Genomic DNA, 17597 nt, shown 5'->3' with positions numbered 1-17597 from the left:
ACCGTTACCCCGCGACCTCGACGCCCATCGAACGGGCGGAGCCCTCGACCATCTTCATGGCCGCTTCAATGGTGTCGCAATTCAGATCCTTGATCTTCGCTTCGGCGATCTCGCGCACCTGCGCCGAGGTCACCGCGCCGGCCTTGTCGCGGCCCGGCAGCTTGGAGCCCGAGGTCAGCCCGGCCGCCTTCTTGATGAAGAACGACATCGGCGGAGTCTTGAGTTCAAAGGTGAAGGAGCGATCGGCGTAGATCGTGATCACCACCGGAATCGGGGTGTTCTTTTCCGTTTTCTGGGTCTGCGCGTTGAACGCCTTGCAGAACTCCATGATGTTGAGACCGCGCTGACCAAGCGCGGGACCGATCGGGGGCGAAGGATTCGCCGCACCGGCCGGCACCTGCAATTTCAGGTATCCGGTCACTTTCTTTGCCATCGTCACTCCTCATGTTGGTCCGGATGATTCCGGAGCTTCACTGGGACCGTGGTGGGGTTTGTGGATGACTGGCGATCATCCAAAACCTCCCACGGCATTTGGGCAAGGCGTTCGCCCTGCTCTCTGCCGTCATTGCCGGGTCAAGCCTGGCAATGACAGTCACCCCTGGCACCGGGCCAGGCATGACAGCGTTAGATCAGACCTTTTCGACCTGACCGAATTCCAGTTCGACCGGCGTTGCGCGGCCGAAGATCGACACCGCGACCTTGACGCGCGAACGGGCCTCGTCGATTTCCTCGACCACGCCGGAGAACGACGCGAACGGCCCATCGGCGACGCGGACGTTCTCGCCGATTTCGAACGACACCGACGCCTTCGGACGTTCCACGCCTTCCTGCACCTGATGCAGAATGCGCATCGCCTCGTCCTCGGAGATCGGCATCGGGCGGTTTTCGGCGCCGAGGAAACCGGTGACCTTCGGGGTGTTCTTGATCAGATGAAACGCCTCGTCGGTCAGCTTCATCTTCACCAGCACATAGCCCGGGAAGAATTTGCGTTCGGCGTCGATCTTGCGACCGCGGCGGATCTCGGTGACCTTCTCGGTCGGCACCAGCACCAACTCGAACAGATCCTCGAGCCCGCGCTGCTTGGCCTGCTCGCGAATCGATTCGGCGACCTTCTTTTCGAAGTTCGAATAGGCGTGGACGATATACCAGCGCATGCTCATGATGTCAGTTCCGTGCGCTTGTCATTAGTGGATGCCCAGCAAAAAGGTGATCAGGACCCGGATGATCTGATCGGCAAAAAAGAAGAAAATGGAAGCCAGCGCCACCATCACGAACACCATGATGGTGGTGATCATGGTCTCGCGCCGCGATGGCCATGTCACCTTGGCGGTCTCGCTCCGCACTTCCTGCAGGAATTTGAACGGGCTGAATGCCATCGTGATGATCCGCGTCCGTCGTCAGACGATTGTCGGTTTCAAGGAATCCAAACAGCCCTCTTGCGCCCAACCCTTTGCCAAGGAACCCCTTCGCCAAGGATGAGCCGACAAGCGGGCTCTTTTGTTTCGGGAAATCAAAGCCGCGTCGGAGATCCGTCAAAGCGGGCCGACAGCGAGTGCCGCTTTCTAGGGCGAGTTGGGGCAAAGGTCAAGGTCGCCGGCATCGCCAGGCGTCCGTCGCGGGGGCTCCGGGCCGGCCCGGGCGCGAATCAAAATGGAAGCCGAATCAAGGAGCTGGCAGGGGCGGTAGGGCTCGAACCTACGACAACCGGTTTTGGAGACCGGTGCTCTACCAACTGAGCTACACCCCTATTGGCCGCACTCTATAGCGAACCGTTTCGCCGCCGTCACGTCCCCCTTTTGGGCAAAATGCCGGATTTTGGGGACGCCGAGCTCCGGCTCGGGTCGCGACCCGCCAGAGCCGACCTGGCGTAGCGACAATGCCGAATTGGCTCATGGGAAGCGGCGCGGCACCCATAGCTCAGTTCGCCAATAGCTCAGTTTAAGTGAAAGTTGACACCTCGAAGGTAAAATACAGCCAATATTAACAAACAGTTACCTCGCGGAGGCTTCCAGTGCTCAACATCAAGTCGATCTCGGTTCGCATCATGGTGGCGATTTCCCTGGTGGGGGCAGTCTCCTGCGCAGCACTGGCCGGCTTCGGCATTTGGCGTCAGCAGGTCGCCGTCAACCTCGCGCTCGAGCGCGAATTGCAGTCTGATTACGACAATATGCTGGCGGGACTGGAAGGCGAGACCCGCAAGGCGCTGGTGGTCAGCAACGCGCTGGCAACCATGCCGCAGCTGCGCGATCTGGTGCGTGCCGGCGACCGCAATGGCGTGCTCAAGCTGTTCGATGAGACGCTGCGCGACATGAAGCCGCTCGGGCTCGAATTGATCACCATCCAGATCCCGCCGGGCGTGACACTGGCGCGCGTCCACAATCCCAAGGTCTTCGGGGACAATGTGACGAGCCGCCGCAAGATGATCGTGCAGGCCTTCGCGACCAAGACGGCGATCGGCGGCGTGGAAGCCGGCCGCGACGCCTTGAACGTGTTCGGCACCGCGCCGATCATGGACGGCGCGACGATGCTGGGAACTGTCGATATCGGCGCCCCGTTCGGCAAGACGTTCGTCGAAACTATGAAGTCGCGCTTCGGCATCGATATCGCCATCCACCAGCTGACCGGCGGCACGAGCAAGACCTTGGCGACCACCTTGACGGGACCGGGGCCGTCCGAAGCTCTGCTCCAGCGCGCCCTGACCGAAACCATTATCCAGACCAGCGATCCGCAGGGACGCCCCCTCGCCCGCAGCTATGGGCCGATCAAGGACTTCTCCGGCCGGCCCGTCGCGGTGGTGGAAATCGTCCGTGATACCAGCGGTTACCTGGCCCTGGCCCACCAGACCATGGTCTGGTTCGCGGCCGTCACCGCGATCGCCGTGCTGATCGCCGCTTTGATCGCAGCCTGGCTTGGCCGCAGCCTGGGTCAGCCGATCCGCAAGCTGGAAGAGGCGATGAACCAGATTTCGGCCGGCACCCTCAATGTCGTCGTCCCCGGCGCGCAGCGCAGCGACGAGATCGGTTCGATGGCCCGTGCCGTCGAGGTGTTCAAGGACGGCCTCGCCGAGACCTCCGGCCTGCGCGCCGCCCAGGAACAGCAGCGCAGCCAGGCCGAGGCTGATCGGCGCAAGACCCTGCAGGGGCTGGCGACCCGGTTCGAAGACGGCGTCGGCAGCGTCGTCGCCGCGGTCGGAACCGCCGCGGTCGAACTGCGCAGCACCGCGCAGTCGATGGCCGACACCGCGACCGAATCGGTCGGCCAGACCACCGCCGTCGCCGCGGCCTCGGAAGTCGCGACGCAGAATGCCCAGGCGGTGGCCGCGGCAATCGAAGAGCTCAACGCCTCGGTCAACGAGATCGCCCAACGGGTCAATGAATCCGCCAAGGTGTCGGGCTCGGCGCTCGACCAGGCCAACGATACCAACGCCCAGATCAACCACCTGGCGGAAGCGGCGCAACGCATCGGCGATGTGGTCAAGCTGATCAGCGAGATCGCCGCGCAGACCAATCTGCTCGCCCTCAACGCCACCATCGAAGCCGCGCGCGCCGGCGAATCCGGGCGCGGATTTGCCGTCGTGGCCGCCGAGGTCAAGGCGCTGGCGACCCAGACGTCGAAGGCCACCGATGAGATTTCCGCCCAGGTGACGGCGATCCAGAGCGCCACGCAGGTCTCGGTCGAATCGATCGGCGGCATCACCTCGACGATCAGCCGGGTCAGCGAAATCGCCTCCGCGATCGCCTCGGCGGTCGAAGAGCAAAGCGCCGCCACCCGCGAGATCGCCCAGAATGTCAGCGAGGCGGCGCGCAGCACCAGCGAGGTCTCGCAGACCATCGTCGGCGTCACCAGGGCCGCCCATCTGACCGGCGAAGCCGCCGGCCGGGTGGTCGACTCCTCTACCGAACTGTCGCGCAACGGCGATACGCTGCGGACCCAGGTCGAAGCGTTCCTGCGCGAGGTCCGCGCCGCCTGAGTGTAAAAGATCGACGGGACCGACGCTTCAAAGCCGCGGCGGGCAGGCTATTTCGCCGCTGGCTTCGAACGTCGTTTCAACGCACATTCGCGATTGGCCCCTGCTCCGGGCGCATTCTCGAACACGCATGCCGTGGGCGGCTGGCCGCAGACCTTGTTGAGCTCTCTGAAGCCGACGCAATGACCGTCCGGAGCACGATAGCCCGGGCCGCCCTTGCAGCCGCAACCCTTGCGGGGCGGGCGATCCGGACAAGCGGCCGAGCCGTCGGCAATCGCCCCCGCGGTCAGCAAGATCGAACCAAGAATGACTAATAGCCAGCGCCGGGCCATCATCCGATAGTCAGCGCCGGCACACCGGGCGCAAGTGCGGCGTACCGCACTTGCGCCGTCGTCAATCGCTTGCAGCTTGCGAAGCGTCGCGTCGATCACTCGATGATGCTGGCCACGACGCCGGCGCCGACGGTACGGCCGCCTTCGCGGATCGCGAAGCGCAGCTTTTCTTCCATCGCGATCGGCACGATCAGGTGCACTTCCATGGCGATGTTGTCGCCCGGCATCACCATCTCGGTGCCTTCCGGCAGATGCACGACGCCGGTGACGTCGGTGGTGCGGAAGTAGAACTGCGGCCGATAATTGGTGAAGAACGGGGTGTGACGACCGCCCTCTTCCTTGGTCAGAATATAGGCCTCGGCCTTGAACTTGGTGTGCGGCTTGACCGAACCGGGCTTGCACAGCACCTGACCGCGCTCGACTTCCTCGCGCTTGGTGCCGCGCAGCAGCGCGCCGATATTGTCGCCGGCCTGGCCCTGATCCAACAGCTTGCGGAACATTTCGACGCCGGTGACGATGGTCTTGACGGTGTCACGCAGACCGACGATCTCGATTTCCTCGCCGACCTTGATGATGCCGCGCTCGACGCGGCCGGTGACCACGGTGCCACGGCCCGAGATCGAGAACACGTCTTCGACCGGCATCAAGAACGGCTGGTCGATCGGACGTTCCGGCTGCGGAATGTAGGAGTCGACCGCCTTCATCAATTCGAGGATGGCGTCGTGACCGAGCTTCGGATCCTTGTTCTCGAGCGCGGCCAGCGCCGAGCCCTTGATGATCGGAATGTCGTCGCCCGGGAAGTCGTACTTCGACAGAAGTTCGCGGACTTCCATCTCGACCAGTTCGAGCAGTTCCGGATCGTCGACCATGTCGCACTTGTTGAGGAACACGACCAGCGCCGGCACGCCGACCTGGCGCGCAAGCAGGATGTGCTCGCGGGTCTGCGGCATCGGGCCGTCGGCGGCGGACACCACCAGAATGCCGCCATCCATCTGCGCCGCACCGGTGATCATGTTCTTCACATAATCGGCGTGGCCGGGGCAATCGACGTGGGCGTAATGCCGGTTCGCGGTTTCGTATTCGACGTGCGCGGTCGAAATCGTGATGCCGCGAGCTTTTTCCTCGGGCGCCTTGTCGATCTGGTCATAGGCCGTGAACGTCGCACCGCCCGTTTCCGCCAACACCTTGGTGATCGCCGCCGTCAGCGACGTCTTGCCGTGGTCAACGTGACCAATCGTCCCGATGTTGCAATGCGGCTTGTTTCGTTCAAACTTTGCTTTGGCCATCGATTTCCATCCTTCGCGGCCCGCATTTTGCGCGGCCAAACCCGCGGCTGGTTACTGCGGAAAGCCACCCTGTTCAAGCCGGAAGTTATGGGCCAATCTGCATGTAACAGGCCGATGACACCGATCCGGACCTGCAAACAACAAGATCAACGGGAGCCCCCCATGTCAGCTCAAGCGTCTGCTCAAGTGACCGCCAAAGCCGCCGCCCAATCCGCCGCGCCGCAAACGCCGGCGCTGCCGCACGCCAAGCCGGAAAGCCTGGGCCTGTCGTCCACGCGGTTGCAGAAGATGTCCGATGCCCTCAAACGCGAGATCGACAAGGGCACCACGCCCGGCGTCACCATGCTGGTGGCGCGGCGCGGCCAGATCGGCTGGTTCGAGGCGCTGGGCAAGCAGGACCCGGCCGTCGACGCGCCGATGGCGCAAGACAGCCTGTTCCGGATCTTTTCGATGACCAAGCCGATCGTCTCGATCGCGACCCTGCAGCTGGTTGAGGACGGCGAGTTGCTGCTCGACGCCCCGCTGGCGAAATACATTCCGGAATTCGCCGACACCAAGGTCGGCGTCGACAAGGGCGGCAAGCTGGAGCTGGTCGCGCTGGAGCGACCGATCACGATCCAGGATCTGCTGCGCCACACTTCCGGCATCACCTATGAGCACACCGGCAACGGCCCGATCCATCAGATGTATCAGAAGGCCCGGCTCGGCAGCCGCAAGATCAGCAGCGCCGAGCACGCCAAATTGGTCGCCGGTCTGCCGCTGCTGTGCCAGCCCGGCGCGGCGTGGAACTACAGCCGCTCCACCGACATTCTGGGCCGCGTGCTCGAAGTGATCACCGGCCAGAGCCTCGGCGCGCTGCTGACCGCGCGCGTGCTGGCGCCGCTGCAGATGGCCGAGACCGCGTTCCACGCCGACGCCGCCAACGCCGGCCGCCTCGCCCAGCCGTTTGCGACCGATCCGTGGACCGGCGACAAGGTGAAGCTGTTCGACATGCTGGAACAGCCGGCGATCCACTCCGGCGGCGGCGGCCTGGTCTCGACCACGATGGACTATGCGCGGTTCTGCCAGATGCTGCTCAATGGCGGCACGCTGGACGGCACCAGGATCATCGGCCGCAAGACGCTGGAGCTGATGGCGGCCAACCATCTGGAAAGCCACATCCCGCCCGACAACTACATCCTGCCGCCAGGCCATGGCTTCGGCCTCGGCTTCGCGGTGCGCACCGAACCGGGCATCGCGCCATTCGCCGGCTCGACCGGGCAGTATTTCTGGAGCGGGATCGCCGGCACCTTCTTCTGGATCGATCCGGCCGAGGAGATGTTCGCGGTGTTCATGTCGCAAGGCCCGGGCCAGCGCGAATATTTCCGCAATCTGCTGCGCGGCATGGTCTATGCGGCGGTGGAGTAGCAAGCTCCCGTGCCCCGGATGCTGCGCAACGCGCTGCTCTTGCAGCGTGGTGCGCAGCTGATCCGGGGCCCCGGTTAAGAAGCGGGGTCCCGGCTCTGCGGAGCAGCGCACCGCGCTGCACCGCGTCCGGGACACGATCTCAGCTGATCGTGGCGCCGCCGTCGATCACCATCGACTGGCCGGTCATGAAGTCACCGGCGGCGGAGCCGAGGAACACCGCGGCGCCGGCGATCTCGTCGGGCGTACCGATCCGCAGCAGCGGCGAGCGCGCGGTCGAGGCCTTCAAGTTTTCCGGATTGTCCCACAGCGCCTTGGCGAAATCGGTCTTGATCAGGCCGGGCGCGATGCAATTGACCCGGACATTGTGCGGGCCGTATTCGCAAGCGAGGTTGCGCGCCATCTGCATGTCGGCCGCCTTGGAGATCGCGTAGGCGCCCAGAATGGTCGAGCCCTTCAAGCCGCCGATCGACGACACGATGATGATCGAGCCGTCCTTGCGTTCGATCATCTGCGGCGCCACCATGCTGATAATCCAGTTGTTGGCGACGATGTTGTTGTCGAGGATCTTGCGGAACTGATCATCGGAAATCCCGCCGAGCGGGCCGTAATAGGGATTCGACGCGGCGTTGCAGACCAGCACGTCGATCTTGCCGTAGGCGCGGTTGCTTTCGTCGATCAGGTTCTGCAGATTCTCCTTGCTGGAAATATTGGCGGCGATCGCCACCGCCTTGCCGGCCCCGTATTTGTCATTGATCTCCTTCGCCACGGCATCGCAGACATCCTGCTTGCGCGACGAGATCACCACCTTGGCGCCATGCTCGGCCATCCGCTCGGCGATGGCGCGGCCGATGCCGCGCGACGAGCCGGTAATCACCGCCACTTTTCCGGTCATGTCGAACAAGGTCATGCGTTTCTCCCTCAAGTATTTTTGCGGCACTATGCCGGTTGCAGGTGTAATTCAGGCGAGTTTGGTCGGCGTCGCCAGCTCAGGGCCGGCCGGCTGATGCATCGCCGCGTGCGAGGCGTCGGCGATCCAGGGCTGCTGGTTGACCATCGGAATCCGCCAGCCGGCATGGCCGTCGCTGGCAAGATGGTCGAGCCTTGTGATCGAGCAATTGTCGATGGTGAAGGCCAGCCCCCGATCAGGTTGATCGTTCAGCGCGAGGCCGATCGCCGCCTTGATGGTGCCGCCATGCGCCACCGCGATGACGTCCTGACCGGCATGGCTGATATTGATGCGCTCGATCGCGCGGCGGACGCGGTTGTACAGATCCAAGAAGCTTTCGCCGTTCGGCGACGGCTCGTCGATCGGCGCGAACCAGTAGCTGCCGACCGCGATCGGACGGCTGGCAAAGAACGCCGCGCGGTTGAGGCCCTGCCAGTCGCCGAGATGCTGCTCGGCCAGATCGGGCTCGTGCCGCATCTCGTTCGGCTGCGGAAATCCCGCGGCCCAGATCGCGGCGGCGGTCTGATGCGTGCGTTTCAGATTGCTGGAAAACCACGCCGCGTTACGCGGCAGCACCTTGCCGACGGCGTCGAACACCACGCGGTCGCTGCAATCGCAATCCATGTCCTTCTGGCCGTAGATATTGCCGCCATCATTGCGCACCGGCGCGTGGCGCACCCACCACCATCTTGTCGCGACTACGCCGGCGGGAACGGAATGCTGTGCGACGAACGGTTTGTCGGCTGCGGGCGGCGCGGCATTGGACATGCAGAAAACCCTTCAATCCTGTTTCAAGTCGCTGTACGTCAGAGCGGTGATGGCCTCAAGTCACTTGTGGCTGACAAGTCCATCTTCGCAAGCATTTTCCAGCACATCTGGAATTCCGCAAGACGGCAAACGCCGCCGCGGAACAATCAATCAGGGAGCAACGCATGGGTCGCCTCGCAGGCAAATCCGTTATCATCACCGGCGCCGGCAGCGGCATTGGCCGCGCCGCTTCGCTGCTGTTCACGCAGGAAGGGGCGAAACTCATTGCAGTCGATCGCAGCGACGCCGTCAACGAGACCGTCGAACTGGTGCGCAAGGCCGGCGGCACCGCCGAGGCGGTGATGGCGGATGCCGGCTCCGAGGCGGACGTCAAGGCATTCATCGCCAAGGCGGTGTCGGCCTATGGCAGGCTCGACGCGATCTGGGCCAATGCCGGCGTGAGCGGCGGGCTGGTGCCGCTGCAGGAGCAGACCGTCGAGCAATGGCAGGAAGTGCTGCGGATCAATCTGATCGGGCCGTTCCTGGCGATCAAATATGCGATGCCGCATATGATCGAACAGAAATACGGCGCGATCGTCTGCACCGCCTCGGTGGCCGGGCTGAAATCCGGCGCCTCGGGCCACCCCTATGCGGCCAGCAAGGCCGGCGTCATCAGCCTGGTGCAGACCACCGCCTACTCGCTGTCGGGCACCGGCGTCCGGATCAACGCGGTGTGCCCCGGCCTGATCGAGACCGGCATGACCAAGCCGGTGTTCGACAATGCCAAGCAGCGCGGCACCGATCACAAGATCGGCCAGCTCAATCCGCTGAAGCGCGCCGGCCAGCCACACGAATTGGCGGCGATGGGCCTGTTCCTCGCCAGTGACGAGGCGTCCTATGTCAACGGTCAGGCGATCCCGGTCGACGGCGGCCTGACCGCGTCGATGCCCTATGCGGGCAAGCCGATCTGAAGTCGGCAGCCGCCGGACGCGGTTACAGCCCGTCCGGCGGCGGCCCCGAACTGGTGGCGGCGACCGGCCGTTTGCGGCCGAGCTGGTGCTCCCGGTAGAAGGTGTAGAGGCCGGAGACGACAATGATCGAAGCGCCGGTGATCATCAGCGCGTCCGGGACATCGCCGAACACCAGATAGCCGAGCAGCATCGCCCATAAGAGCGCGGTGTAGCGGAACGGCGCCACCGCCGAGATGTCGCCGGTGCGCATCGCGATGATGACGCATTGATAGCCGATCATCACCAGCAGCGCGGCGAGCGCAAGCAGACCCACCGACGGCGCCGACATCGGCCGCCAGCCGCCGAGCGGAAACAGCACCGCTGCACCCGCCGTGGTCACCGTCATTGTGGTCAGCAGCGTGATGAACAGCGTGGGAATTTCCGCAGGGATCCGCCGCGTCGCCAGATCGCGCACCGCGCTGAATGCCACCGACAGCAGCGCGAACAGCGAGAACCCGCTGAAGCCGGCCATGCCCGGCCGCACCACGATCAGCACGCCGCTGAATCCGACCACGATCGCCAGCCAGCGCCGCCAGCCGACATGCTCGCGCAACACCAGCACGGCGCCGAGCGTGATCGCCAGCGGCAGCGCCTGAAAGATCGCCGAGACATTGGCCAGCGGCAAATGCACGATCGCGGTGAGAAAGCAGATCGTGCCGCCGACCTCGCCGAACACCCGCAACGCCACCGGCAGCACCAGCAGCGTTCGCGGCGAGCGCAACGCGCGCCGGTAATAGGCCAGCGCGCCGACCATCACCATGGCGAACAGCCCGCGCACCAGAATGATCTGACCGAAGTTCATCTCCGACGCCACCGTCTTGGTGATCGCGTCGTTCATCGTGAACCCGGCCGCCGCAGCGACCATGAACAGGCCACCGCGAAGGTTGGGCGACAGGGGCAAGGGTAATGTCCGGATCTGACACGCGCGCGTGTGCGGAGGGATCGGCGCGACCCGAGCGGATCGCGCCGTAACGCCGTCGCTACTTCGCCCCCGCCTTCTGCGCGTAAGCCCAGGAGGCCTGCGCCAGCGGCACGGTGCGGGCGGCGGATTCCTTGGCCTTGTCGGAGGCGGCGGTGCCGTCGCGGACGCGTCCGGCAATGCCCTGGGTGATGCCGGCGAGCCGGAAGGTGTTGTAGGCGAAGTACCAATTGAGATCCGGCACGGTGTCGAGCCCGGTGGCCTTGCAGTAGATCGCCGCCGCCTGCTCCATGGTGGGAATGTTCAGCGCCTTGAAATCGGCGTCGTCGAGGCCCGGCATGGTCCATTGCATCAGCAGATAGGTGAAGTCGGCCATCGGATCGCCGAGCGTGGACAGCTCCCAATCCAGCACCGCCTGCACCCGCGGCTCGGTGGCATGGAAGATCATGTTGTCGAGCCGGTAGTCGCCATGCACCACCGAGACCCGCTGCTGCGCCGGCAGCGTGCTCGGCAGCCATTCCATCAGCCTGTCCATTTCGGGAATCGACTGGGTTTCGGAGGCCTTGTACTGCTTGGTCCAGCGATCGACCTGGCGGCCGAAGTAGTTCCCCGGCTTGCCGAAATCGCCAAGCCCGATCGCCTCCGGGTCATAGCTGTGCAGCTTGGCCAGGGTTTCGATCTTGCTGGTGAAGATCGCCCAGCGCGCATCCGGCGTCTGGCTCGGCAGCGTCGGGTCCCAGAACACCCGGCCCTCTTCCATCGACATCACGTAGAATGCCGCGCCAATGACGGCGTCGTCCATGCATAGCGCATAGGCCCGGGCGACCGGGAAGCCCTGCTTGCTCAGCGCGGCGATCACCTTGAATTCGCGGTCGACCGCATGGGCCGACGGCAGCAATTTGCCGAACGGCTTGCGCCGCATCACATAGGAGCGGCCCGGCGTGGTCAGCCGGTAGGTCGGATTGGACTGGCCGCCCTTGAACTGCGCAACCTCGAGCGGACCCTGATAGCCCTCGACGTGATCCTGCATCCAGGCCGCGAGCTTGGCCTCGTCGACGCGATGGCGCTCCTCGACCGGCTTGGTGCCGGTATAGTCTTCGTCTTTCCTGTAGCCGACCAACTTGGCGCTCCCTGTTTTGTTGTTGTCGCGAGCCTGTCGCGCAAGCTCGTTCGATTGCAGCGCAACCCACATGACAATGCCCGGGCGCGGCCCGGGCATGCATCATTCCAGCAGATTCATCGCCGGATCAAGTCCGGCGATGATGGCACGGTCACTGGGCGTCAGTGCTTGGCCGGCGCGTTGGCGTATTTGCGCAGTTCCAGCCGCGCGATGGCCCGGTTGTGAACCTCGTCCGGACCGTCGGCCAGACGCATGGTGCGCATCGAGGCATAGTCACGGGCGAGACCCGCATCGTCGGAGACGCCGGCGGCGCCATAGGCCTGGATCGCGTTGTCGATGATCTTCAGCGCCATGTTCGGGCCGGAGACCTTGATCATCGCGATTTCGAGCTGGGCGGTCTTGTTGCCGACCTTGTCCATCATGTCGGCGGCCTTCAGGCACAGCAGCCGGTTCATCTCGATATCGGTGCGGGCCTCGGCGATGCGCTGCTCCCAGATCGAATATTCGATGATCTTCCTGCCGAAGGCGGTGCGCGACGACAGCCGCTGCACCATCTTCGCCAGCGCCTCCTCGGCCTTGCCGATGGTGCGCATGCAGTGATGGATACGGCCCGGGCCGAGACGGCCCTGCGCGATCTCGAAGCCGCGGCCTTCGCCGAGCAGGATGTTGCCGACCGGCACGCGGACATTGTCGAGCAGCACCTGGGCGTGGCCATGCGGGGCGTCGTCATAGCCGAACACCGGCAGCATCTTCTCGACCTTGACGCCCTTGGCGTCGGCCGGCACCACGATCTGCGACTGGGCCTGATGCTTGGGCGCCGACGGATCGGTCTTGCCCATCACGATCATCACCTTGCAGCGCGGATCGCCCATGCCGGACGACCACCATTTGCGGCCGTTGATGACGTATTCGTCACCGTCGCGCACGATCGAGGTCTCGATATTGGTGGCGTCCGAGGAGGCAACGGCCGGCTCGGTCATCAGGAAGGCGGAGCGGATCTCGCCATCCATCAGCGGTCGCAGATATTTGCGCTTCAGCTCCTTGGAGCCGTAGCGCATGAACACTTCCATATTGCCGGTGTCGGGCGCCGAGCAGTTGAACACTTCCGAAGCCCAGCTGATATGGCCCATCTGTTCGGCCAGCAGCGCATATTCCAGATTGGTCAGGCCGGCGCCGCGAAACTCGTCGTCCTCATGCGACGACGGCGGCATGAACATGTTCCAAAGGCCTTCGGCGCGCGCCTTCTTCTTCAATTCCTCGACCACCGGAATCACCTTCCAGCGCTCGCCCTCTTCGTCCTGCTGCTTGTAGACCGGCACGGCGGGGCGGACGTGGGTGTCCATGAACGACGAGACGCGGTCGAGCCACTCGCGCTGGCGATCAGACATGTTGAAATCCATAGGGCGTTCCTCGCTTCTGTTTCCGAAAATCTTTGGCGGCACTGTCTCCCCGGCCACCGTCCCCCGCAAGACAATTCTGGTAGCGGCGCGGGGCGCGGCTGCGGTTGCAACGGCGGTTCGCCTGAAGCGTCGACGCGGCAGGCGCATTGACATCCAGGGCGATAAAACGATAGTTTCATACAAGTGTTTGAAATGCAAGTTTCCCCTTATTCCACGGCGCGGCATGTCCACGGATTCCACACGGACCTCGATCCTGAGCGCGGCCGAACGGCTCTATGCCGAGCGCGGCTTCGGCGAGGTGACGCTACGTGACATCGTCGCAGAGGCCGGGGTCAATCTCGCCGCGGTGAACTATCATTTCGGCTCCAAGGACGAGTTGATCGCCGAATTGTTCGTCAGCCGCAGCCTCGCCACCAATCGCGAGCGGCTCAACGAATTGAAGGCGGCGGAGCTCGCCGGCGGCGGGCGCGCGGCCATCGACGCGGTGCTGCGCGCGCTGGTCGGGCCGACGCTGCGCGGCTGCCTCGGCCCGGACAAGCAACGCTCGGACGCCGCGCGTTTCATGATCCGGGCCTCGATCGAATCGGTGGCGCCGATCCGCAAGATCAAGAATCGCGAGATCGACCATCTGCGCAGATTCGCCGCGGCGATGCGGCGTTCGCTGCCCGGCGTGCCCGACGTCGAAATCTATTGGGGCCTGCATTTCGCCCTGGCGATGGCGCACCAGACCATCCGCGACAGCGAACGGCTGCTGCGCCTCTCCGACGATCAGTGCGACCTCGACGACGTCGGCGCGGTAATTGAACGGATTGTCGGCGTGGCGGTGCTGGCGCTGGGCGGGACGGTCAGGAGTCCGGGCGAGGCCAAGCCGGCGCGACGCGGACGCTGAGCGTCGCAGCGCTTAATCCCGCTATCGCGAGCGCGGCATGATCCGGGCATCGACACGCGACGTCTCGTCCAGCGCGGATAACCGCCCATCGCCGAGACCGACGCTGCGGGTGCCGATCGCGCGGCGAAAATGCGGGTCGTGCGAGACCACGATCATCGCCTGCGGCAGGCCGGTCAGGATATCGATCAGACGGCCATAGATGCGCTCGTCCAGCGCGTTGGTCGGCTCGTCGAGCAGCAGAACCTCGGGCTGCATCGCCAGCACCGCAGCCAGCGTCACCAGCCGCTTCTCACCGCCGGAGAGCTTGTGGGTGACGCGATCGCGCAAATGCGAAAGCTCCAGTTGCTCGAGCGTCGCATCGACGATCATTGCGGCCTCCTGGCGAGTCTTGCCGAGATTGCGCGGGCCGAACGCGACGTCCTCGGCGACGGTCGGGCAGAACAATTGATCGTCGGGGTCCTGGAACACGAAGCCGGCGCGGCGGCGGACGTCGTGGAAATCGCGCTCGACCCGGCGGACGCTGCCGAACGCCGTCACCGTTCCGGCGCGCGGCAGCAGCAGGCCGACCAGAATTTGCAGCAGCGTGCTCTTGCCGGCGCCGTTGGGGCCGACGACGCACAGACGTTCGCTGGGATGAAGCGCCAGATCGACGCCGTCGAGCACATTGGGCTGCCCGGGATAGGCAAAGACGATGCCGCGAACGTCAAACAGTGGCACGGATGATCATCTCCCACAGGACGAGACCGCCGACAAAGGCGCCGCAGACGGCAGCGAACACGACATCCATCTGTCCGATGCGCTCGTCGGCGTCAAGGAACAGCCGCCCGGAGAAGCCCCGGCATTTCATCGCCTGCAAGATGCGCTCCGAACGCTCCAGCGCGCGGATCAGCAGCATCCCGATCAGATAGCCGAAGCTGACATAGGTGTGACGCGAATTCGACGGCCGAAAGCCGCGCGCCCGCATCGCCACGCGCAGCCGTTGATACTCGCGGTCGAGCACGTCGATATAGCGGACATTGAACAGGATGAGATGGACCAGCGGTTCGGGCATGCCGAGCCGGGCCAGCGCCCGCCCGAACGCCACCGGATCGAACGACGACAGCAGCGCCATCGCCGCCAGCACCGCCGTATTGGCCTTGAGCGCGATCGTCAGTGCCTCCACCATCCCTTCCCGGCTCGCCGGAAAACCGAACAGGCTGAACAGCGGCTCGCCCGGCACCGTGAAGGGCAGCGTCGCGATCATGAACACGATAAAGGCATCCATCGCGACGACGCGGCGAAGCGTGCGGGCGATCGGCAGCCGCGCCAGCAGCATGATGGCGACGGCGCCGGCCAAGGCCGCGAGCAGCGGCCCGAAATGGCTCAGCGATACGACGGTGACGGCAAAGACGGCGGTGACGATGATGCGGACCCGTCCGTCGAGCCCTGCGAGCGGGCTGCGCCGCGTGACCGCCGTCTCCAGAACGCCAACCACTTCGCCGCCGATGACGTGGCCCATCAGGCGGCCCGCTTTTGCTGGCGTCGCGCGGCCAGGAAGAACCACAGGCCGAACAGGCCGCCGATATAGCCGATGCCGCCGAGGATCGATTGCAGGTCGTTCTTCTCCTTCAGCGCGATGATCTCCCGCCGCAGCGGCTTGACCTCGTTGCGCACCGCCTCGACGAGAGCCGCACGTTGCGCATCGCTGATCCCGCCCGCGGCAGCTTCGGCCGTCTTCGCGGCGCTGGTCACGGCGGCGGCCGGGGCCTTGTCGGTACCTGACGCTTTGAGCGTCGCAGGCAGGTCCGAGACTTCCAGGCGGATATTGGCGACGTGGCCGCCACCGAGATCGGCATGGAAAATATGGACCACCCGCTTGGTCGGCGTGAAGACGAAGGTGCCGTCCTCGGCAGTATGGGTCTCGCCGAGTTTGCCGCCATCCTCCGCCAGAACTTCGACCAGAGCGTTCTTGGCCATCGAACCGTCGGAGAAGCCGATTTCACCCTCGATGCGGTCGCCGCTGGCATAGGCGCCGGCGACGACCTTGTGAGCCAGCGCCGGGACGCAGGCTCCGCAGGCGATGAGCAGCGCGAGCAGCACCGAGGCAATGGTCTTAGTCATCGCGGTCTTGATCATGGCATCATGCTCCCTGGGGCGCCGGCGCGGCGAAGGCGTCAAACAATTCCGGCTTGACCCGGCGCACGAGATAGACCGCCGCGGCGGTGAGAACGGCCTCGATGACCATCACCGGAATATGGGCGATGAAGACCAGCTTCGCGGCGGGGATGAATTCGCTGCCGGAGAAGCCGAGCGCCACGCCGACGCAGATCGCCGTCAGCGCGATCGCCAGCGCGCCGCCAACCCCGCCCCAAATCGCCGCCACCGCCGGCGAGGCGTGGACGATGCCGGGCCGGCAGACATAGCTGACGATCAGCGCCGGCAGCGCGATATCGACCGTGTTGACGCCCAGCACGGTCAGGCCGCCGAAGCCGAAGAACACCGCCTGCAACAACAAAGCCACGAACAGCGCCGGAAAGGCCGCCCAGCCGAGCACCAGCCCGGCCAGGCCATTGACGATGAGGTGAACGCTCGAGGGACCGATCGGAACATGGACCAGGGAGGCGACGAAGAAGGTCGCGCTCAGGACCCCGGCGGCCGGAATCTTGTCGATCGGCATCTGTCGCAGGCCAATGCCGATGCCCGCGACGGCGATCGCGGAGCCGGTGACGAGGACCGGCAGGGAAAGCGCTCCGTCGACGATATGCATGGCGGCTCTCCTGGCGTCACTTGAGATCGTTGGCGCGGACCCAGATCACCGCGTCTTGCGACAGATCCTTGCCCTCGAATTTCTTCGCCGGGCCGACGCCGAGCGCGGCGAAACCCCAGAACCCCGCTTTGGGAATGCCGAAGGTGAAAATGCCATTGGCGTCGGTCTTGGCGATCAGCGTGCCGCCGGGCGGTGGCGTGACGCTCGGCTTGCCGGCGCTGCGCGTGGCGAGGTCCGGTTCGGCGGCGATATATTCGATCTCGACTTCAGCGTCGGCGACCGGCTCGCCTTCGGACAGAACCCGACCGGAGAAGGTCGATCCGGCGACGATCGCGGTCGGCTTGTTGAGCGGCACGATCTCGGTCGGCAGGCCAAGCGGCTTGTCCCAGTCGGTCGGCGCGCCGCCCAGATTCACGAAGGATTTGGTGATCTGCTGGATGTACTTGTCCTCGGAGGTCTCCAGATAGGGCGCGGGCACCAGGCCGAAGACGTAATCGCCAAGTCCCTTGGGGGTGAATTTGGTCTCGAAGGCGGCGGCGGAATTCTCCGCGCCCTTGAAGGTCACCGGCGCCAGCGTGCCGAGCAGATCGGTCTTCTTGTGCTTGTTGATGACGAAGAATTGCTCCGGCCTACCCATGTCCATGGCGTGGCCATTCGCGAACGGATGCCAGAACACCAGCAACAACGGGATCTCGGTCCGCTTCTCCAGGTTCACCTTGGGGGTATAGATCAGCTGGAAGTGGGCTTCGGCCGGCGCCACCCAGGCCAGCACAGCAGCGGCCAGAACTGAATTGAAGAGTTTCATGAACGTGTCTCCCAACACGCGGC

General features: G+C 64.7%; 19 protein-coding genes and 1 tRNA gene. 4 read left to right on the top strand and 16 right to left on the bottom strand.

The window, feature by feature from the left end:
• Positions 1-4: 4 nt before the first annotated feature.
• The 4 genes from rplK to RBJ75_RS02955 all read right to left on the bottom strand — a co-directional run bounded on the left by rplK (position 5) and on the right by RBJ75_RS02955 (position 1747).
• Positions 5-433, bottom strand: coding sequence for a 50S ribosomal protein L11 (gene rplK / locus RBJ75_RS02970; RefSeq protein ID WP_044417217.1), 429 nt, complete (start codon positions 431-433; stop codon positions 5-7).
• A gap of 196 nt (positions 434-629) precedes the next feature.
• A complete protein-coding gene (nusG, locus tag RBJ75_RS02965) occupies positions 630-1160 on the bottom strand; it encodes a transcription termination/antitermination protein NusG (RefSeq protein ID WP_044417218.1) in 531 nt (176 codons plus the stop codon).
• 24 nt (positions 1161-1184) lie between these two features.
• A complete protein-coding gene (gene secE / locus RBJ75_RS02960) occupies positions 1185-1376 on the bottom strand; it encodes a preprotein translocase subunit SecE (RefSeq protein WP_044417220.1) in 192 nt (63 codons plus the stop codon).
• A 295-nt stretch (positions 1377-1671) separates the two neighbouring features.
• Positions 1672-1747, bottom strand: a tRNA-Trp gene (locus RBJ75_RS02955).
• Between the two features lie 264 nt (positions 1748-2011).
• Here RBJ75_RS02955 and RBJ75_RS02950 point away from each other — a divergent pair.
• Positions 2012-3970, top strand: coding sequence for a methyl-accepting chemotaxis protein (locus tag RBJ75_RS02950; RefSeq protein ID WP_276156766.1), 1959 nt, complete (start codon positions 2012-2014; stop codon positions 3968-3970).
• Between the two features lie 47 nt (positions 3971-4017).
• Here RBJ75_RS02950 and RBJ75_RS02945 read toward each other — a convergent pair whose 3' ends face one another.
• Together RBJ75_RS02945 and tuf are read right to left on the bottom strand one after the other, a co-directional pair.
• On the bottom strand, positions 4018-4398 hold the full coding sequence (locus RBJ75_RS02945; RefSeq protein ID WP_234707540.1) for a hypothetical protein: 381 nt from the start codon (positions 4396-4398) through the stop codon (positions 4018-4020).
• The gene (tuf, locus tag RBJ75_RS02940; protein WP_317528646.1) at positions 4395-5585 is read right to left on the bottom strand and encodes an elongation factor Tu; all 1191 of its coding nucleotides are present in this window, start codon (positions 5583-5585) and stop codon (positions 4395-4397) included. Before tuf ends, RBJ75_RS02945 begins: the two co-directional genes overlap by 4 nt.
• Positions 5586-5747: 162 nt before the next feature.
• Between tuf and RBJ75_RS02935 the strand changes: the two genes are divergently transcribed.
• Complete coding sequence (locus RBJ75_RS02935; protein WP_411194491.1) at positions 5748-6992, top strand: serine hydrolase domain-containing protein; 1245 nt, start codon at positions 5748-5750, stop codon at positions 6990-6992.
• A 139-nt stretch (positions 6993-7131) separates the two neighbouring features.
• On the opposite strand, the gene RBJ75_RS02930 is transcribed toward RBJ75_RS02935, so the two are convergent.
• Together RBJ75_RS02930 and RBJ75_RS02925 are read right to left on the bottom strand one after the other, a co-directional pair.
• Positions 7132-7899 carry an SDR family NAD(P)-dependent oxidoreductase gene (locus tag RBJ75_RS02930; RefSeq protein WP_044406659.1) on the bottom strand — a complete coding sequence of 256 codons (768 nt, stop codon included), beginning with the start codon at positions 7897-7899 and terminating at the stop codon, positions 7132-7134.
• 51 nt (positions 7900-7950) lie between these two features.
• Positions 7951-8706, bottom strand: coding sequence for a histidine phosphatase family protein (locus tag RBJ75_RS02925; RefSeq protein ID WP_044406662.1), 756 nt, complete (start codon positions 8704-8706; stop codon positions 7951-7953).
• A 164-nt stretch (positions 8707-8870) separates the two neighbouring features.
• Between RBJ75_RS02925 and RBJ75_RS02920 the strand changes: the two genes are divergently transcribed.
• Positions 8871-9656 carry an SDR family NAD(P)-dependent oxidoreductase gene (locus tag RBJ75_RS02920; protein WP_044406665.1) on the top strand — a complete coding sequence of 262 codons (786 nt, stop codon included), beginning with the start codon at positions 8871-8873 and terminating at the stop codon, positions 9654-9656.
• A 22-nt stretch (positions 9657-9678) separates the two neighbouring features.
• On the opposite strand, the gene RBJ75_RS02915 is transcribed toward RBJ75_RS02920, so the two are convergent.
• The 3 genes from RBJ75_RS02915 to RBJ75_RS02905 all read right to left on the bottom strand — a co-directional run bounded on the left by RBJ75_RS02915 (position 9679) and on the right by RBJ75_RS02905 (position 13134).
• On the bottom strand, positions 9679-10596 hold the full coding sequence (locus tag RBJ75_RS02915) for a DMT family transporter (protein ID WP_044406668.1): 918 nt from the start codon (positions 10594-10596) through the stop codon (positions 9679-9681).
• Between the two features lie 79 nt (positions 10597-10675).
• Positions 10676-11734 carry a phosphotransferase family protein gene (locus RBJ75_RS02910; protein WP_044406690.1) on the bottom strand — a complete coding sequence of 353 codons (1059 nt, stop codon included), beginning with the start codon at positions 11732-11734 and terminating at the stop codon, positions 10676-10678.
• A gap of 161 nt (positions 11735-11895) precedes the next feature.
• Positions 11896-13134 (bottom strand): acyl-CoA dehydrogenase family protein, encoded by a 1239-nt coding sequence (locus RBJ75_RS02905; RefSeq protein WP_044406671.1) that lies wholly within the window; start codon positions 13132-13134, stop codon positions 11896-11898.
• Positions 13135-13357: 223 nt separating this feature from the next.
• Here RBJ75_RS02905 and RBJ75_RS02900 point away from each other — a divergent pair, with 223 nt between their 5' ends.
• Positions 13358-14023, top strand: a complete 666-nt coding sequence (locus RBJ75_RS02900; RefSeq protein ID WP_044406673.1) for a TetR/AcrR family transcriptional regulator — start codon at positions 13358-13360, stop codon at positions 14021-14023.
• Between the two features lie 21 nt (positions 14024-14044).
• Here the strand turns inward: RBJ75_RS02900 and RBJ75_RS02895 are convergent, their stop codons facing one another.
• Genes RBJ75_RS02895 through RBJ75_RS02875 form a run of 5 tightly spaced genes read right to left on the bottom strand, consistent with a single transcriptional unit; the run spans position 14045 to position 17574 of the window.
• Entirely contained in the window at positions 14045-14740 is a 696-nt protein-coding gene (locus RBJ75_RS02895) for an energy-coupling factor ABC transporter ATP-binding protein (RefSeq protein ID WP_044406676.1), read from the bottom strand.
• On the bottom strand, positions 14727-15521 hold the full coding sequence (gene cbiQ, locus RBJ75_RS02890; protein WP_044406679.1) for a cobalt ECF transporter T component CbiQ: 795 nt from the start codon (positions 15519-15521) through the stop codon (positions 14727-14729). The genes RBJ75_RS02895 and cbiQ overlap by 14 nt, the downstream gene beginning before the upstream one ends.
• The gene (locus tag RBJ75_RS02885; protein WP_234707324.1) at positions 15521-16138 is read right to left on the bottom strand and encodes a cobalt ABC transporter permease; all 618 of its coding nucleotides are present in this window, start codon (positions 16136-16138) and stop codon (positions 15521-15523) included. The genes cbiQ and RBJ75_RS02885 overlap by 1 nt, the downstream gene beginning before the upstream one ends.
• Before the next feature lie 4 nt (positions 16139-16142).
• Positions 16143-16769, bottom strand: coding sequence for a cobalt transporter CbiM (gene cbiM / locus RBJ75_RS02880; RefSeq protein WP_044406682.1), 627 nt, complete (start codon positions 16767-16769; stop codon positions 16143-16145).
• A gap of 16 nt (positions 16770-16785) precedes the next feature.
• Entirely contained in the window at positions 16786-17574 is a 789-nt protein-coding gene (locus tag RBJ75_RS02875; RefSeq protein ID WP_044406685.1) for a DUF4198 domain-containing protein, read from the bottom strand.
• Positions 17575-17597: the final 23 nt, after the last annotated feature.

The sequence above is a fragment of the Rhodopseudomonas sp. BAL398 genome, assembly GCF_033001325.1.
Classification (GTDB): domain Bacteria; phylum Pseudomonadota; class Alphaproteobacteria; order Rhizobiales; family Xanthobacteraceae; genus JARJEH01.
The sequence above is the reverse complement of the archived record's forward strand: the minus strand, read 5'-3'. Positions and strand labels throughout refer to the sequence as shown.

Bases quoted from the DNA above. Each gene is read 5' to 3' on its own strand.
- RBJ75_RS02900 (WP_044406673.1), top strand. From the start codon at position 13,358: ATGTCCACGGATTCCACACGGACCTCGATCCTGAGCGCGGCCGAACGG.
- RBJ75_RS02905 (WP_044406671.1), bottom strand. From the start codon at position 13,134: ATGGATTTCAACATGTCTGATCGCCAGCGCGAGTGGCTCGACCGCGTC.
- RBJ75_RS02875 (WP_044406685.1), bottom strand. From the start codon at position 17,574: ATGAAACTCTTCAATTCAGTTCTGGCCGCTGCTGTGCTGGCCTGGGTG.
- rplK (WP_044417217.1), bottom strand. From the start codon at position 433: ATGGCAAAGAAAGTGACCGGATACCTGAAATTGCAGGTGCCGGCCGGT.
- nusG (WP_044417218.1), bottom strand. From the start codon at position 1,160: ATGAGCATGCGCTGGTATATCGTCCACGCCTATTCGAACTTCGAAAAG.
- cbiM (WP_044406682.1), bottom strand. From the start codon at position 16,769: ATGCATATCGTCGACGGAGCGCTTTCCCTGCCGGTCCTCGTCACCGGC.
- RBJ75_RS02885 (WP_234707324.1), bottom strand. From the start codon at position 16,138: ATGATCAAGACCGCGATGACTAAGACCATTGCCTCGGTGCTGCTCGCG.
- cbiQ (WP_044406679.1), bottom strand. From the start codon at position 15,521: ATGGGCCACGTCATCGGCGGCGAAGTGGTTGGCGTTCTGGAGACGGCG.
- RBJ75_RS02925 (WP_044406662.1), bottom strand. From the start codon at position 8,706: ATGTCCAATGCCGCGCCGCCCGCAGCCGACAAACCGTTCGTCGCACAG.
- secE (WP_044417220.1), bottom strand. From the start codon at position 1,376: ATGGCATTCAGCCCGTTCAAATTCCTGCAGGAAGTGCGGAGCGAGACC.
- RBJ75_RS02935 (WP_411194491.1), top strand. From the start codon at position 5,748: ATGTCAGCTCAAGCGTCTGCTCAAGTGACCGCCAAAGCCGCCGCCCAA.
- tuf (WP_317528646.1), bottom strand. From the start codon at position 5,585: ATGGCCAAAGCAAAGTTTGAACGAAACAAGCCGCATTGCAACATCGGG.
- RBJ75_RS02930 (WP_044406659.1), bottom strand. From the start codon at position 7,899: ATGACCTTGTTCGACATGACCGGAAAAGTGGCGGTGATTACCGGCTCG.
- RBJ75_RS02920 (WP_044406665.1), top strand. From the start codon at position 8,871: ATGGGTCGCCTCGCAGGCAAATCCGTTATCATCACCGGCGCCGGCAGC.